This is a genomic window from Geomonas anaerohicana (genome assembly GCF_016458305.1).
GTDB classification, from domain to species: Bacteria; Desulfobacterota; Desulfuromonadia; order Geobacterales; family Geobacteraceae; genus Geomonas; species Geomonas anaerohicana.
Genome location: NZ_JAEMHL010000001.1, coordinates 644,548 through 659,561 on the forward strand (window position 1 = coordinate 644,548; position 15,014 = coordinate 659,561).

12 protein-coding genes and 1 tRNA gene are annotated in these 15,014 nt (G+C 60.9%); 11 read left to right on the forward strand and 2 right to left on the reverse strand.

Annotated elements, in window-relative coordinates; genetic code table 11:
* Positions 1-61 precede the first annotated feature (61 nt).
* Positions 62-1,081, forward strand: coding sequence for a porphobilinogen synthase (hemB, locus tag JFN91_RS02735; protein ID WP_199387669.1), 1,020 nt, complete (start codon positions 62-64; stop codon positions 1,079-1,081).
* Positions 1,082-1,268: 187 nt separating this feature from the next.
* Here hemB and JFN91_RS02740 read toward each other — a convergent pair whose 3' ends face one another.
* A complete protein-coding gene (locus tag JFN91_RS02740) occupies positions 1,269-1,601 on the reverse strand; it encodes a cupin domain-containing protein (protein WP_183345145.1) in 333 nt (110 codons plus the stop codon).
* A gap of 103 nt (positions 1,602-1,704) precedes the next feature.
* Here JFN91_RS02740 and JFN91_RS02745 point away from each other — a divergent pair, with 103 nt between their 5' ends.
* Positions 1,705-2,784 carry a ribonuclease Z gene (locus tag JFN91_RS02745; RefSeq protein ID WP_199387670.1) on the forward strand — a complete coding sequence of 360 codons (1,080 nt, stop codon included), beginning with the start codon at positions 1,705-1,707 and terminating at the stop codon, positions 2,782-2,784.
* A 170-nt stretch (positions 2,785-2,954) separates the two neighbouring features.
* A complete protein-coding gene (locus tag JFN91_RS02750) occupies positions 2,955-3,317 on the forward strand; it encodes a translation initiation factor Sui1 (protein ID WP_199387671.1) in 363 nt (120 codons plus the stop codon).
* A gap of 7 nt (positions 3,318-3,324) precedes the next feature.
* Here the strand turns inward: JFN91_RS02750 and JFN91_RS02755 are convergent, their stop codons facing one another.
* Positions 3,325-3,522 (reverse strand): RNA-binding S4 domain-containing protein, encoded by a 198-nt coding sequence (locus JFN91_RS02755; protein ID WP_199387672.1) that lies wholly within the window; start codon positions 3,520-3,522, stop codon positions 3,325-3,327.
* A gap of 95 nt (positions 3,523-3,617) precedes the next feature.
* Here JFN91_RS02755 and JFN91_RS02760 point away from each other — a divergent pair, with 95 nt between their 5' ends.
* The 8 genes from JFN91_RS02760 to JFN91_RS02795 all read left to right on the forward strand — a co-directional run bounded on the left by JFN91_RS02760 (position 3,618) and on the right by JFN91_RS02795 (position 14,834).
* Entirely contained in the window at positions 3,618-4,181 is a 564-nt protein-coding gene (locus JFN91_RS02760) for an elongation factor P (protein ID WP_183345153.1), read from the forward strand.
* 67 nt (positions 4,182-4,248) lie between these two features.
* A tRNA-Phe gene (locus JFN91_RS02765) sits at positions 4,249-4,324 on the forward strand.
* A 654-nt stretch (positions 4,325-4,978) separates the two neighbouring features.
* Entirely contained in the window at positions 4,979-6,373 is a 1,395-nt protein-coding gene (locus tag JFN91_RS02770; RefSeq protein WP_199387673.1) for a sigma-54-dependent transcriptional regulator, read from the forward strand.
* 365 nt (positions 6,374-6,738) lie between these two features.
* Positions 6,739-12,825, forward strand: coding sequence for an RCC1 domain-containing protein (locus JFN91_RS02775; RefSeq protein WP_268898683.1), 6,087 nt, complete (start codon positions 6,739-6,741; stop codon positions 12,823-12,825).
* Positions 12,826-12,908: 83 nt separating this feature from the next.
* Complete coding sequence (locus JFN91_RS02780) at positions 12,909-13,346, forward strand: hypothetical protein (RefSeq protein ID WP_199387675.1); 438 nt, start codon at positions 12,909-12,911, stop codon at positions 13,344-13,346.
* 12 nt (positions 13,347-13,358) lie between these two features.
* A complete protein-coding gene (locus JFN91_RS02785) occupies positions 13,359-13,832 on the forward strand; it encodes a putative Ig domain-containing protein (protein WP_199387676.1) in 474 nt (157 codons plus the stop codon).
* Positions 13,769-14,404 carry an archaeosortase/exosortase family protein gene (locus JFN91_RS02790; protein WP_199387677.1) on the forward strand — a complete coding sequence of 212 codons (636 nt, stop codon included), beginning with the start codon at positions 13,769-13,771 and terminating at the stop codon, positions 14,402-14,404. The genes JFN91_RS02785 and JFN91_RS02790 overlap by 64 nt, the downstream gene beginning before the upstream one ends.
* Positions 14,376-14,834 (forward strand): hypothetical protein, encoded by a 459-nt coding sequence (locus JFN91_RS02795; RefSeq protein WP_199387678.1) that lies wholly within the window; start codon positions 14,376-14,378, stop codon positions 14,832-14,834. Before JFN91_RS02790 ends, JFN91_RS02795 begins: the two co-directional genes overlap by 29 nt.
* The last annotated feature ends 180 nt before the right edge of the window (positions 14,835-15,014 follow it).

Genomic DNA, 15,014 nt, shown 5'->3' on the forward strand with positions numbered 1-15,014 from the left:
GGGGAGGGCCAGGGAGGGGGAAGGTTTACAGCTTATCCACAGCAAGCAAAAGGAGAAATCTATGTTCTACCCGGTGTACAGAGCGAGACGGATTCGGGGCAAGGAAGTCTTCAGAAACATGGTCAGGGAGACTGCCATCTCCGCCAACGACCTGATCTACCCGATGTTTTCCGCATTCGGCAAGGGGATCAAGAAAGAGATCTCGTCCATGCCGGGCATCTACCAGCAGTCCATCGAGAACATCGTCGAGGAGGCCCAGGAGGCTTACGAACTGGGCGTTCCGGCGGTGATCCTCTTCGGCATTCCGGAGCAGAAGGACGCCATGGGTAGTGATGCCTACTCCGAGAGCGGCATCATCCAGGAGACCATCCGCGCCATCAAGAAGGAAGTGCCCAAGCTGGCCGTCATCACCGACGTCTGCATGTGCGAGTACACCGACCACGGCCACTGCGGCGTGATCAAGAACGGCGACGTCGACAACGACGAGACCCTGGAACTGCTGGCCCGCGAGGCCCTTTCCCACGCGAAAGCCGGCGCCGACATGGTTGCCCCCTCCGACATGATGGACGGCCGCGTAGCGGCGATCCGCGAGTCGCTGGACAACAACGGCTTCAACCACATCCCGTTGATGAGCTACGCCGTGAAATATGCCTCCGGCTACTACGGCCCGTTCCGCGAGGCCGCCGAGTCCACCCCGCAGTTCGGTGACCGTCGCTCCTACCAGATGGATCCGGGCAACAGGCTCGAGGCGATCCGCGAGGCGAGGATGGACGTCGAGGAAGGCGCCGACATCCTGATGGTCAAGCCGGGCCTGCCGTATCTCGACATCGTGCGCGAGGTGAGAAACGAGTTCAACCTCCCCACCGCCGTGTACAACGTCTCCGGCGAGTACAGCATGGTAAAGGCCGCCGCCAAGATGGGATGGATCGACGAAGACCGCGTCATCATGGAGACCATGATGTCCTTCAAGCGTGCCGGTGCCGACCTGATCCTGACCTACCACTCCAAGGAGGTGGCCAAGCTGCTGAGGAAGGGGTACGAGGCCGAGCTGAACGGCCGCTGCGGCTGCGGCTGCAGGTAGGTTCAAAAGCCTGACCACAGAGGGCCCTGAGGTCCACAGAGGTCACAGAGGAAAGGCTTTAACAAGGAAACACAAAAAAGAGGGGGCGCAGATTATGAATCTGCGCCCCCTTCGTTTGTTTTACCCTCGATTACCTCTGTGTCCGCCTTGGCTTTTCCTCTGTGTCCTCTGTGATCCGGGTTTCGGTTTAAGCCCTGATCATGACCAGGAGCATCTTGAAGCGCTGTACCGCCCTCAGCGAATGAGGGATGTTCGCGGGCATGATGATGATCTCGCCAGCGGCCACGTTGTGCGCTACCCCATTTATGTTGATCTCTGCCTCACCGTCCAAAACCTGGACAAAGGCATCATAGGGCGCCGTGTGCTCGCTCAGCCCCTCGCCGGCGTCGAAAGAGAAAGCGGTGATGGTGCCAACCGGCTTGTCGATAACGGTCCTGCTGACGACCGCGCCGTCCGCATATCCCGCCAAGTTAAGAAGATTGATTGCTTCACCCAGTGCCACACCTTTTTTCTCTGCCATATCCATTCTCCTTTGCCGGTTGATTGCTGTCGATGTCTGAACTTTAGCGCGTTCAGAGAGTCATTCAATTGATGCAGGTCAATCTAATGGTAAAATTCTGCGCATGCCCAAACCTTTCCGCTACCTCGAACCCACCTTCTTCGCAGGACTGTTCGACGACCCGCTGCTTTTAGTCCGGGTGCGTCCGACAGGACGTGCACTGTTATTCGACTGCGGCAAGATGCATCACCTCGCCAAGAGGGTCTACACCTCCATCGACGCCATCTTCATCAGTCACGCCCACATGGATCATTTCATGGGTATGGACAGTGTGATCCGCCACAGCCACGCCTCCCCTCGCACCATCGACGTATTCGGTCCTCCCGGATTGTCCCGGCGCATGGCGAGCAAGTTCGCCTGCTACGACTGGAACCTCGCCGATACCTTCTGGGGGAACTTCAGGGTCAACGAGATCGGTGCAAACGGGCGGGTAACCAGCATGCTCTACAGCGGCCCGGAAGCCTTTGCCGCAACTTCTGAAGGCGAGCGCAACGGCGTCCTCTACGGCAACCGTCACCTCACCGTAAGCGGGACCCACTGCGAGCACCACATTCCGGTCATGGCGTATCGCATAGACGAGGGGGCGGCTTTCGTGCTCGATGACGAGCGCATGGCGGCGGAAGGGGTAAAGAAGGGCGAGTGGCTCAAGGACATGGAGAAGCTGTTCCACGACGGCGTGATGGAGATGAGCCCGGTCAGGTATGTGCAGGACAGCGGCGGGAGTATCGATGAGAAGGTTGCGCCGGATGCCGCGCAGCTGTACCAGCGCATCAGGAAGTTCGAGGAGCCGGCGAGCATCGGGTACGTGACCGACATCGGTTACTCCGAGGAGAACGTTGCGAAGCTTTCGGGGCTGGTGCAAGGGGTGACGCTACTTGTGTGTGAGTGCGCCTTCCTCGCCTCCGAGTCTAAGAAGGCGGGGGTGTCCCGCCATCTCTGTACGACGCAGTTCAACCAACTCCTGGACCGGCTGCGTCCAAGATACGTGTTGCCTATGCATTTCTCCAAGACCTACCAGAGGGGGAGCGAGCCGTTGTACCAGGAGATCGAGCCCCCGCCCGGCGTCACCGTTTTGAAGATACCTGACCGCCTCACCCCCCGCCCCATAATGGAAAGCGAGGTTCCGCGGCCAGTTGAGATATAACCGGAAAATCTCCAACGCAAAGTCGCAGAGCCGCAAAGGCGCAAGGTCCTAGGACCTTAACATCATTTTTGCTTTACCTTTGCGACTCCGCGCCTTGGCGTCTTTGCGTTAATGCCTTTGATGTTTTCTTGTCTTGAACCTTTTGCGCCTTTTCTGCTACAAAGGCAGCCATGAAAAAGTCCAGTTCCAGCGATGCCCCCCTCGTCTACTCCTCCGAATTCGGCCGTATGTGTCCCGGTTGCGGCAAGCCCGCCAACACCTGCGCCTGCAAGAAGTCTTCAGCTCCCGCAGGTGACGGCACGGTGCGCCTGAGACGCGAAACGAAAGGGCGCGGCGGCAAGACGGTCATCGTCATCACCGGCCTCCCCCTCGACGCGGCGGCCCTGACCGCTCTCGCGGGGGACCTGAAGAAACGCTGCGGCTGCGGCGGGACCGCCAAGGACGGCGTCATCGAGATCCAGGGCGATCACGCCGACACCCTGCTCGCCGAACTCACCAAACGAGGCTACAAAGCGAAGCGTGCCGGGGGGTAAGCCCCGGCTACTCCACCGAGAAGGTCTGTCCCCCCAGTCCCACCTTGTCGCCGGGGCGCAGCTTCCTGCCGCGGCGCAGTTCCACCTCGCCGTTCACAGACACCATTCCTTCGGCGATAATGATCTTCGCCTCGCCACCCGAACAGACTGCATCCACCGCCTTCAGAAAACTGTCCAACTTGATAAACTCCGTGTCGATCTTCACGTATCCTCCAATCTCTATGACAGCCGCCGTTATGGCGCGGTTGAACTTATCACACTTTTCTGCTAAAAAGGGGCATTTCGCAAAGGAGATTGTGCATGTATACCACTAACGATTTCAAGAAGGGGCTCGTCATCAAGCTGGACGGCGCTCCCTGTGTCATCATGGATGTAGCCTTCCAGTCCCCCTCCGCCCGCGGCGCCAACACCATGGTGAAGACCAAGTACCGCAACCTGCTCACCGCCCAGGTGCTGGAAAAGACCTTCCGCTCCGGCGACAAGGTGGACGAGGCCGATTTCGAGCGTCACAAGGGGCAGTTCCTCTACGCCGACGGCGGCCGCGGCATCTTCATGGACCTCGAGAACTACGAGCAGTTCGAGATGGAAGAAGACAACTTCGAGGCCATTGCCCCCTTCCTGCTGGACGGCACCGAAGTACAGCTGGGCATTTTCCAGGAGCGCATGGTCAGCGTCGACCTCCCCATGGTCGTCGAGCTGGTCGTGACCGAAACCGCCCCGGCCCTCAAGAACGCCACAGCCACCGCGCAGACCAAGGAAGCGGTACTTGAGACCGGTCATCGCCTGCAGGTTCCGCCGTACCTTGAGACCGGCGAGAAGATCAAGGTCGACACCCGCGACGGCCGTTTTATCTCCCGCGCATAGTCAGTCATAAAAATTAGAAGAAAAGGGTTGACACAGTCGGCGATTCAAAGTATAAAGTTGGTCTCTTGCCCAGATAGCTCAGTCGGTAGAGCAGAGGATTGAAAATCCTCGTGTCGGCGGTTCGATTCCGTCTCTGGGCACCATTTTTACAATAAAAGCAGGCGTCTACGTTTTAACGTGGATGCCTGCTTTTTTGTTTGTAGGCTTGTTGATAAATCTTCGTGTCGGAACTTCAGTATAGCCTCTGATTGCTCGCCGGGAGGCAGTTGCGCAAAAGATGCCGGAAAGCTGAGACTGTGCCCTAGCTTCCCAAAGGCGCCCCAGCCATCCCCCCATACGTCCAAACCCTCAAAGATGAGTGTCCCCCCCTCCAAGCAGTTCCAAAAACTCACGATAGCCAACACTTATTTATGGTAAAAATTGATACTCAAGTAAATTTAGCTTTCTTGGACTGCTTGGATGCTAGTTTTAGTTACTTAATGGTTTTGAATTAAGTGTTGAACTGTCATCAGGGGGCCGCTGCTCAACCCCTATCAAACAGTCAATTCATAGAATTTTCAAAAAGGTTGCATGGAAGCAAAGGGGAACCCTTGCGGTGAAATTAGTAAGTGTTTTTGTTGGTAATTCGAATCAATGCGGATGTAATTCCTACATTTTACAATGACTAAAGTTTAGTGTAGACTTTGCGGTACAGCAGGCACTTTACCTCTGCAACAGCACCGAGTGCTGCGGGTCATTCTTCTATAACTGTTATATTTCGTATCTTGCGCAGCGTGATCAATGACCCGAGGTGCACTGTGGGTATCGAGACAATCCTGATCGTGGATGACACCCAACAAGCGCGAGCGCTGCTTGACGTGCAACTGCGTGCCTGGGGGTTTGCGACGGTCCTCGCGGAAACGGGGACGCAGGCCCTCAGGGTCCTGGCGGAGAACCGGGTGGACCTCATCCTTTCCGACCTGGTCATGCCCGACATGGACGGCATGAAGATCCTCTTCCACGCCCAGGACAGGTTTCCCGACATCCCCTTCATCATGCTGACGGCCCATGCCTCCATCGACAAGGCGGTCGCCGCGCTGAGGCTTGGGGCCACCGATTTCGTGGAGAAGCCGTTCGTCGGCGAGGAGCTTTTGGCCCGCATCCGGAAATCTCTGGGCTACCGGCAGGTCACCGAGGAGAACAGGAAGCTCAAGCTGCAGCTGGGCGACCAGTTCAGCTTCCAGCAGATCGTCTCCAAATCCCCCGGGATGACCCGGGCGCTGCAGATGGCCGAGCAGGTCTCCGCCTATCCCCGGACTACGGTGGCGCTGCACGGCGAGAGCGGGGTGGGGAAGGAGGTGCTGGCCCGGGCCATCCACTTCGCCAGCGGCCGGCCGGAGAACCGCTTCGTCGCGGTGAACTGCGCCGGCATCCCGGCTACGCTTCTGGAAAGCGAGCTGTTCGGGCACGTCCGGGGCGCCTTCACCGGGGCGGACCGGGACCGCGAGGGGATGTTCGACCTGGCCCGCGAAGGGACCATCCTGCTGGACGAGATCGGGGACATGCCGCTGGAGCTGCAGGCCAAGATCCTCCGGGTGATCCAGGAGAAGAGCTACGCCCCCCTGGGGTCGAGCCGCCAGGTGCAGGCGGACTTCCGGATCATCGTCGCGACCCACCACGACCTGGGGCTTTTAGTCCGGCAGGGGCGCTTCCGCGCCGACCTGTACCACCGGATCAACACCTTCCCCATCAGCATCCCCCCCCTGCGCGAGCGCAAGGAGGAGATCCCCCTTTTGGTGGAGCATTTCGTGTCCCACCTGCGTACCGAACTGGGCAAATATTTGCCCGGCATTTCCAAGCGCGGCATGGACTTCCTCCAAGGCTACGACTGGCCCGGCAACATCCGCGAGTTGAAGAACTCGCTGGAGCGGGCGGCCATCGTCGTCGACCACGAACTGATCAATCCCTCCCATCTCTCCTTTCTCGGCGGTCCCCGCACCGGCGACCGGCGCCAGCGTCCCAAAACCGACGGCCTGATCGGCGGCGGCGAGGAGAATTTCGAGCTGCAGCTCACCCTGAAGCCGGGGGATTTCTCCCTGGAAGCCGTCATCAACCGTGTGCTGGAAATAACCCTCGCCCGCTGCAACAACAACAAATCCCTCGCCGCACAGATACTCAAAACCGACCGCCGCATCTTCTACCGCTCCAAATAGCGTTGTACCTGGGGCGTACAAGTTGTACGTTTCAGGTACAAACTCTCTATTTCGTAAACTTCCAACTGTCTAAATAATGTGGTGTTGTCGTATGGTCTGATTCTTGCGGTGGCCGCGGGGGGCGCCTGCCTGTTCCGGGAGTGTCACAGCTATTTCACGTGTTCACTCCACTCCGGGGAAAAGATCGGCAAAGATCGGCAAGAAGAGGCCTGAGCTTACCCGCACAGTGAAGTGCCGTACTGCGAAGAAAACCATGTGCACTCAAGTTTGAGCGGAACAGTTCCTGTTATGAACCGGATATGAATTCCTTTTTGTGGAGTCTCTTTATGAAGTGGCTGAAATTTAGTTCGATCCTCTTCCCGCTTATGTGCTTCCTGTTACATGCTGTGCCGGTGGCTGCCGCTCCCGGTGACAGTGCGGCGAATGCCGGGTTCTCGTGCAGGTACATAAAGAGTGCATCCCCGTCGGCCACCGACGGGGTATATTGGATAGACCCTGATGGAGGCAGCACAAGTAATGCCTTCCAGGTCTATTGCGACATGACCACCGATGGGGGCGGGTGGATGCTTGCGGTCAACAGCGTCACCGGTGCGAGGCCCGCGAGTACCGACATGGTCGCCAACACGGGCACTCCCGGTCTCAACTCATCACATACCCGCAATCTGGCGCAGTTCGCGGTGGCCCAGAGCGCCACCATACGGCACCACATCGTGGATGCCTCCAGCGGCAGGACCTTCCATGCCAAATACACCGGAAAGTACCATGACGCGCTGCCTGCCTGGGGCAGTTGGACCACGCTCTCCGGCCACGTGACCGGTTCCGATTCCCTGCTGACCGCAAGTTTCGGCTGGGCCTGGGGAACCTCCGGGGCATGCGGCTCGTACGGCGTGCCCTGGTATTTCAACAACGCGGGGCAATGCTTTTCCTCCATTCCCCTGACGACTTCGGGCTCGGTCCAGGGGCCGGAAAAATACCTGCATCTGCCCATCGACCGGTACTCGGTCTGGGTCCGTGAACTGGTGACTCCGCCGCCTCCTGACTCGGATGGCGACGGGATTCCCGACTTCGTCGACAACTGCCCGTACGTCGCCAATCCAAGCCAGCTGGACAGCGATGGAGACGGCATCGGCGACGCCTGCGACCCCACGCCGTTCGGGAATCCCCTGACCGTCTCCGGCACCCCTGGAAGCACCGCCACCGCGGGAATTACCTACTATTTCGCCCCCACGGCGACCGGTGCCACGGGTTTCAGCATCGCCAACAAGCCCTCCTGGGCCGGCTTCAACAGCGCCACAGGTGCCCTGTACGGGACGCCGACCGACCCGCAGGCTGCCAACTACGGCGGCATCGTCATCACTGCCACCAACGCCGGCGGCAGCGCCTCGCTGCCCCCCTTTAGCATCGCGGTAGCGGCCGTCTCCACCGCTTGGCATCCGACCGGCGGTCCCGGCGGTGGGAATATTACCGCCCTGGCCGTCAACCCGGGCACCCCCCGGACCCTTTATGCCAGCGCGCAGACCGGCGGGATTTTCAGGAGCAATGACGGAGGCGATTCCTGGTTCGCAGTGAACAACGGGGTGACCGGGACCTACGTCTATTCGCTGGTCCTCGATCCGACAGATGGTGCAACGCTTTATGCCGGCACGGACAACGGCCTGATCAAGTCCGTTAACGGCGGCAACTCGTGGAACCCGGCCAACGCCGGCCTGCCTCCCAGTGCCGTCGTCGTCCTGGCGGTCGCCCCCGGAAACAGCCGGAACCTCTATGCCGGGACCTTCCAGGGGGTGTACCGGTCCACCGACGGCGGAGCTTCCTGGAACCTGGCCAACAACGGACTGCCGGCGTACGGCGTCAATGCCCTTGCGCTCGATCCCGGCAACGCTCAGATCCTTTTCGCCGCGGCCAGTACGGGAGGGGTGTTCAAGTCCGTCAACGGCGGAACGTCCTGGAGTCCGGTCGGCGGGTTGGCCGCTACTTTCTCCTCCCTGACCCTCGACCCCGGCAACGGACAGTCCATTTACGGCGGGAGCTCCTCGGGCCTTTATAAGTCCAACGACGGCGGGGCCACCTGGAGCGCCAGTTCCCAGATCACCGGGGTGTCGGCCCTGGCCATCGATCCGGCCAACAGCCAGACCATCTACGCCGGATCGTCCAGCGGCGTCAAGAGGTCCACCGACGGCGGCGCCTCCTGGAGTGTGCTTAGTGCGGGGGTGAACTTCCTCGGCTTAACTCCCAGCAGTACCACGTGCCTGGCGGTCGCTACCGGCGGACAGGGCGTCTACCTCGGCACCTCCGGCGGCGGGGTGTACCGGCTGGACAACGGCAGCTGGACTCCGGCAGGCCGCGGGATGACCACCAGCGAGGTGCAATCCATGGCCCTCGATCCCACGGACAACCGGACCATCTATGCCGCGACCTACGGCGCCGGCATGTCCAAATCCTTTAACGGCGGCGGGTCCTGGGAGACGATCTCCAGCGGGCTGTATCCCTATCTTATGGCGGTCACCGTTGACCCGGCCAATGCACAGACCGTCTACGCCGGCAGTTACGGCGCCGGCGTGTACAAGTCTCTCAATGGTGGCGCTTCCTGGAGCGCGGTGAACAGCGGCCTGGCCAGCTTAACGGTCCTCACCGTAGCGCTCGACCCGGCCAGCAGCCAGACCGTTTACGCCGGGACCAGTAGCGCTGGCGTGTTCCGGTCGCTCAACGGCGGCGCCTCGTGGAGCGCGCTGAACAGCGGCCTCGGCAACCTGTCGGTTCAGTATCTTGCCGTTGACCCGGCCAGCAGCCAGACCATCTACACCGCAACCGGAGGCGGAATATTCAAGACGGTTAACGGTGGGTCCTCCTGGAGCGCGGCAAACAGCGGGATCTCCACCCCCTCGGCGGGCACCCTTGCCATCGACCCGAGAAACAGCCAGACCGTCTATGCCGGGACCTCCGGCGGGGTATTCAAATCGACCAATGGCGGCGCTTCCTGGAGTGCCGCCGGATTGAACGGCCAGCGTGTGGCGTCCCTGGCCGTCGACCCGGGGAACAGCCAGTTGGTCTATGCGGGTACCGACGCCGGCGTATTCGCATCGCCGAACGGTGGCTCTTCCTGGAGCGCGGTAACCAGCGGTCTGGGCAGCCTCTCCATCAATGCGCTCGCCATCGATCCGGCCAACAGCCAGTCGATCTACCTGGGGACCCGCGGAGGGGCCTACAAGGGGCTCATCAAGCTCCCCACCATCGGCGGCACTCCCGCCAGCAACGCAACGGCGAGGACGGCCTACAGTTTTGTTCCCACTTCCAGCGACGCCACCGGCTTTGGCGTCTCCGGCACCCTGCCTCCCGGGCTTTCCTTCGATACCGCAACCGGTGCCCTGAGCGGGACCCCGACCACGGTAGGCAGCTGGGGCGGTATCGTAATTTCGGCCAGCAACGTCAGCGGCTCGGTGTCCCTTCCGGCACTGACCATCACCGTCAACCCTCCGGCGCCGACCATCTCGGGCACGCCCGCAGCCAGCGCCCTCCTGGGCTTTCCCTACAGCTTCACCCCCACGGCCACCGACGCCGCCAGTTTCAGCATTACCGGAACCCTCCCGCAGGGCCTTGTCTTCAACGCGGCGACCGGCGCCTTGAGCGGCACGCCCATGACCCCCGGCGTCTCGGGCACCCTGCAGATCAGCGTCAGCAACGTCGCCGGCTCGGCATCCCTCGCTCCCTTCACCATCACGGTCTACCCGCCGTTGCCGACCATTTCCGGCCTGCCGGCCAGCAGCGTCGCCCGGGTCGCGGCCGGAGGCCACTTCACCATGGTGCTGAAAACCGACGGCACCCTCTGGGCCTGGGGTAATAACGGCTCCGGCCAGCTGGGAGACGGCACCTGGACCAACAGTCTCGCCCCGCTGCAGGTCGGCTCTGATTACGCCACCGTGGCAGCCGGCGCCTATCACACCGTGGGGGTGAAGAACGACGGCACCCTCTGGGCCTGGGGAGAAAACGGCAGCGGCCAGTTGGGGGACGGCAACTACCCCAACAGGAATCTCCCCGTGCAGATCGGATCGGGGTACGCCTCCGTGGCCGCCGGCGCCTATCACTCCGTGGGGCTGAAGAGTGACGGCACCCTCTGGGCCTGGGGTGAGAACCGCAACGGCGAACTGGGCGATGGCAGCACCACCAGCAGGCGCACCCCCGTGCAGATCGGCGCGGGCTTCGCCTCCGTCGCTGTCGGCTACTCCCACACCCTGGCGCTGAAGAACGACGGTACTCTCTGGGCCTGGGGGTTGAACTCCAGCGGGCAGTTGGGGGACGGCACTACGACCAACCGGCTCAGCCCGGTGCAGATCGGATCCGGCTACGCCTCCCTGGCTGCCGGCTATTACCATTCGCTGGGGTTGCGGTCCGATGGCTCCCTCTGGAGCTGGGGGCTTAACGCTTTCGGCGAGCTGGGGGACGGCAGCCACACCCAGCAACTGGCCCCGGTGCAGGTCGCCGCGGGCTATGCATCCGTGGCTGCCGGCGTCTTTCACAGCCTCGCGCTGCAAAACGATGGCACTCTCTGGGCCTGGGGACGCAACTCGGAATACCAGCTCGGAGACGGCACCCGCAATGACCGGAGCGCACCGGTGCGGATCGGCCCGGGCTACGCAGCCGTTGCCGCCGGGTTCTTTCATACCGTCGCGCGCAAGGATGACGGCACCCTCTGGAGCTGGGGGATGAACACCTGGGGACAGCTGGGTGACACTACCACAACCACGAGGAGCGTCTCGGTCCAGGTAGGTTTGGGCGGCCTCTTTCCCCCCGCGGCCTCCGGCGGCCAGGTTACCGTTGCCACCGTAGGGGTCCCCTACAGCTACACCCCCACCAGTACCTACGCCGCCGGCTTCAGTCTGAGCGGCAGCATCCCACCCGGGCTCGCATTCAACGCTACCTCGGGAACCCTGAGCGGGACCCCGACCACCGTCGGGGTCTACAGCGACCTGCAGATCACGGTTTCCAACCTGAGTGGCTCGGCGACGCTCCCGGCGTTTACCCTCACGGTAAATCCGCCTGCACCGACCATTTCCGGCACACCGGCCGGCGGTGCAACGGTCGGGGGGGACTACAGTTTCACCCCCGTGGCCACCAACGCCACCGGTTTCACCATCAGTGGCAGTGTGCCGCCCGGAGTTACTTTCGACGCCGCGTCAGGAACCCTGAGCGGCTCGCCCACCTCCGCCGGCATCTACGGCGATATCCGCATCAGCGCAACGAACGCAGGCGGTTCGGCACAACTGGCACCTTTCGCCATAACGGTCGCCAGGGCGACCCCGAGCATCACGGCCTGGCCGAGCGCCACGGGGATCACCCTGGGCCAGGCGATCTCCGCCTCGGTCCTTTCCGGTGGGGCCGGATCAGTCCCGGGTGCCTTCGCCTTTGCCGCACCGGTGACCATTCCCTCCGGCATCGGCAGCTACAGCGCGGCCATCACCTTTACCCCCGCCGACCTCGCCAACTACACCACCGCTAACGGCAGCGTCACCGTCATTGTCGGAGCGCCCCCGGTGCACGGCGCCTGCGGCACGGCGATCGTCGGCAGCTATGAAACCGCTCCGGGCCTCAACCTCTGCTCCGCCGGCAACGCCTCGGCCCTCTCCGGTAGCGGCCCCTGGTCCTGGAGCTGCGGCGGTCAGTACAGCGGCTCCACGGCATACTGCGCAGCAGCCAAGCTGGCCCACACCATCCCGGTCCCCGTTTCCGGACCACCCGCGACCGACTTCAGCGGCGGCAAGGCCGGCTCCAGCTACACGGTCCTGCGCTCCGAAGCCGCCCAGGCAGTCACCCCGGTGCACACCGGGCCCTCGGCCAGGGTTGCCGACAGCTCCCCCCTCAAGCCGAACACGATCTACCAGTACAGCGTCACCTCCGACAGCGATCCCGTCCCGACGGTCATCATGACCGTGAGGACGGCGCTCGGCAGCGGCTGGAACATCGTCGCCGTCCCTTATGACACGGCTGGGGTCGCCCCCGGCACCCTCCTGGGCGCTGCCGGCGGCAATGTCTTCCAGTGGGTTCCCAGCGGTGCCACTGCCGAAAACAGCAACTCGGTGCTGGGCTCCTACGTCAAGGTTGACGCGCTGGTGCCGGGGAGCGGCTATTTCGTCAAGACGGCCAACACTACTACCACGCTCGCCTTCGACGGGAAGCCCGGGCCCTCCAGCGCCACGGTCGTCCTGAAGCCGGGCTGGACCATGGTCGCCAATCCCCAGACCGCCAACAAGACCGACATCGGCAGCAACTGGCTCATCGACGGCAGCCCCCTCGGCACGGCAGTCGTCGCCGGCAAGATAGGCGGCGGCATCTACCACTGGAACGGCACCACCTACGACTCGTGGACCATCCTGGGCGACAACCCCCGCGTCGAGCCGTGGAAGGGTTACTGGATCGTCAACATCGACAGCGTCGATCACACCCTGACCATTAGGTGATGAAGAGAACCTGCTTCGGATACCTGCCGGTTATCGGCGCAATGCTCTGCCTTACCTGCGCGGCGGCCTGGGAGGGCGACCCCATGGCCGCCACCATCAGGGTTTCCAGCGGCAACCTTTATGATTACGTGCTGATTGGAGAACACCCCAAGGCGACGGACGGTTTCGATAATGCCTACGACACCATCTCGCCGGGGAATCTCAATGCCAGCATGGGAGAGCCATACATCAGCGTGATTGTGCCGCACCCTGACTGGAAACCGGCAATGCGTGAGTTGCGTGGCGATATCCGCACCCTGGCCAAAAAACAGGAGTGGCAGCTTTTGATCACCTCCAGCCTTGCCAAAGGGACACCGCTCGTTATTGCTCTCACGGCAGAACAGAGCAGCATGCCAAGAGCGATGAGGCTGACTCTTAGAGACGAAAAAACCGAAGCCGACCTGAGGAAAGGGGGCTACACAATCCCTGCTCCGGGACCGGGGATAAAAACCAAAATTCTCATTGTAGTTGAACAACCATAAAGGAGACAGCCCATGCAGAAAAAAGTTAATCAATACGTCAGGGTGTCTATACTTGCCGCACCTGTTCTGCTTTCCCTTTGCTCGACAAGTTGGGCCAATCCTCCTTCGCCGCCGTCAGATATTGCTCCTGTTATCTCCGGTACTCCTCCCAGTACCAGCACTGCTGGAACGTACTACAGCTTCACCCCGACAGCCTCGGACGCAGATAGCAGCAACCTTACCTTCAGCATTATAAATAAGCCCTCATGGGCCACCTTCGCCACCGCGACCGGCACCCTGAGCGGCACGCCGACACCGGGCAGTTACAACGACATTCAGATAAGTGTCGGTGACGGGACTTTCACAACTCTTCTCTCGTCTTTCTCAATCAACGTAGCATCGTCTGGTGGCACGGGCACTTCTGTTCCGGTCATGGAGGGTTGGTGGCTGCTGCCTGGGGTGCTGGCTGGAGTGGGGATTTTTGCCAGAAGACGGAAGAACGCCTGATGTCACTTGTGGAACCCGAGATCAGCTCTGCTAGGCCACAAAGAAACGGGGCGGTTAAACGCCCCGTATCGCCATTGATCACGACATCTTTGCTCTTTGCTGCCTTCATGCTGAGCCTTCATGCGGTTTTATGGCTGGCTGTGCCCGTATGGAAGGAGACCGACCCGCTTCGTGCCTATACCACCAAGACCGTCTCCTTCTTACTCGACAAGCTCAACATCGCTAATGCAGTTAGTGGAAATACCATCACCCTGCACAACGACATCTGGTCCGTCACCCAGGAATGCACCGCCATCAATGTGCTGATCCTGTTCGTCTCCTTCGTTCTAGCCTATACTTCCTCTATCAGGGCCAAATTGCTGGCAATGCTTGCAGGCATACCCTTCATAGTCATCTCTAACCTGGCAAGGCTGGTTACCTTGGGCCTGCTCACCGAATATTTTCCCCGGAAGGCCCATTTTTTCCACGACTTCGTGTGGCAGACCGTTTTTGTTTTCCTCGTAATTGCTATGTGGCTTATCTGGATCGAACTGGTGGTGAAGCGTGAAGACAATCATGCTGTTTCTCGGTAAGTTGCTGCTCTTTTCCCTGTTGGCCCTTCCAATGGTCGAGTGGTTCGACAGAGCCTACCAGAGCATCCTGCAACTAGGAGTTGCGGATACCGGCGACATTCCCTTCATGAGCGCCCACCTGCTCTACCTTTTCTTCGTGCTGGTCCTAGCCACCCCCCGCTTAGGCCTCCGCAGGAGAGTGATCGGCATCGCCATCGGGCTTCTCCTTTACCTTCTCATCGACCGCTTGATGATCTCTGTCTGGAAAGCGCTCCCGTATACTCAGAAGCCCGGCCCAGTCCCAGCCAAAGAATTCTACACTAACGTCTATTACATGGTAATGCATTGGATGCTGCCATTCCTACTCTGGATCGTGATTGCTTACAGGCAGATCGAGGTGATGTGCAACCGGCAGATTCAAAGCCAAACCGTTCGAGGGGTAGAGACCTGAATATCGGCTCAAGCAAAGCGACCGACTAGGCAGCCGGATTGTCAAGGCCGCCTGTGCATGGATTGATCGGATTGTCTCGCCATGCTATGGTTGTGTGACTGAAGAAAAGCCTCGCTTTGTTGGATTACGGATCAGATTGATGAGCGCACCGGATTGACCATCCGGAGAAGCGCTGGGCAG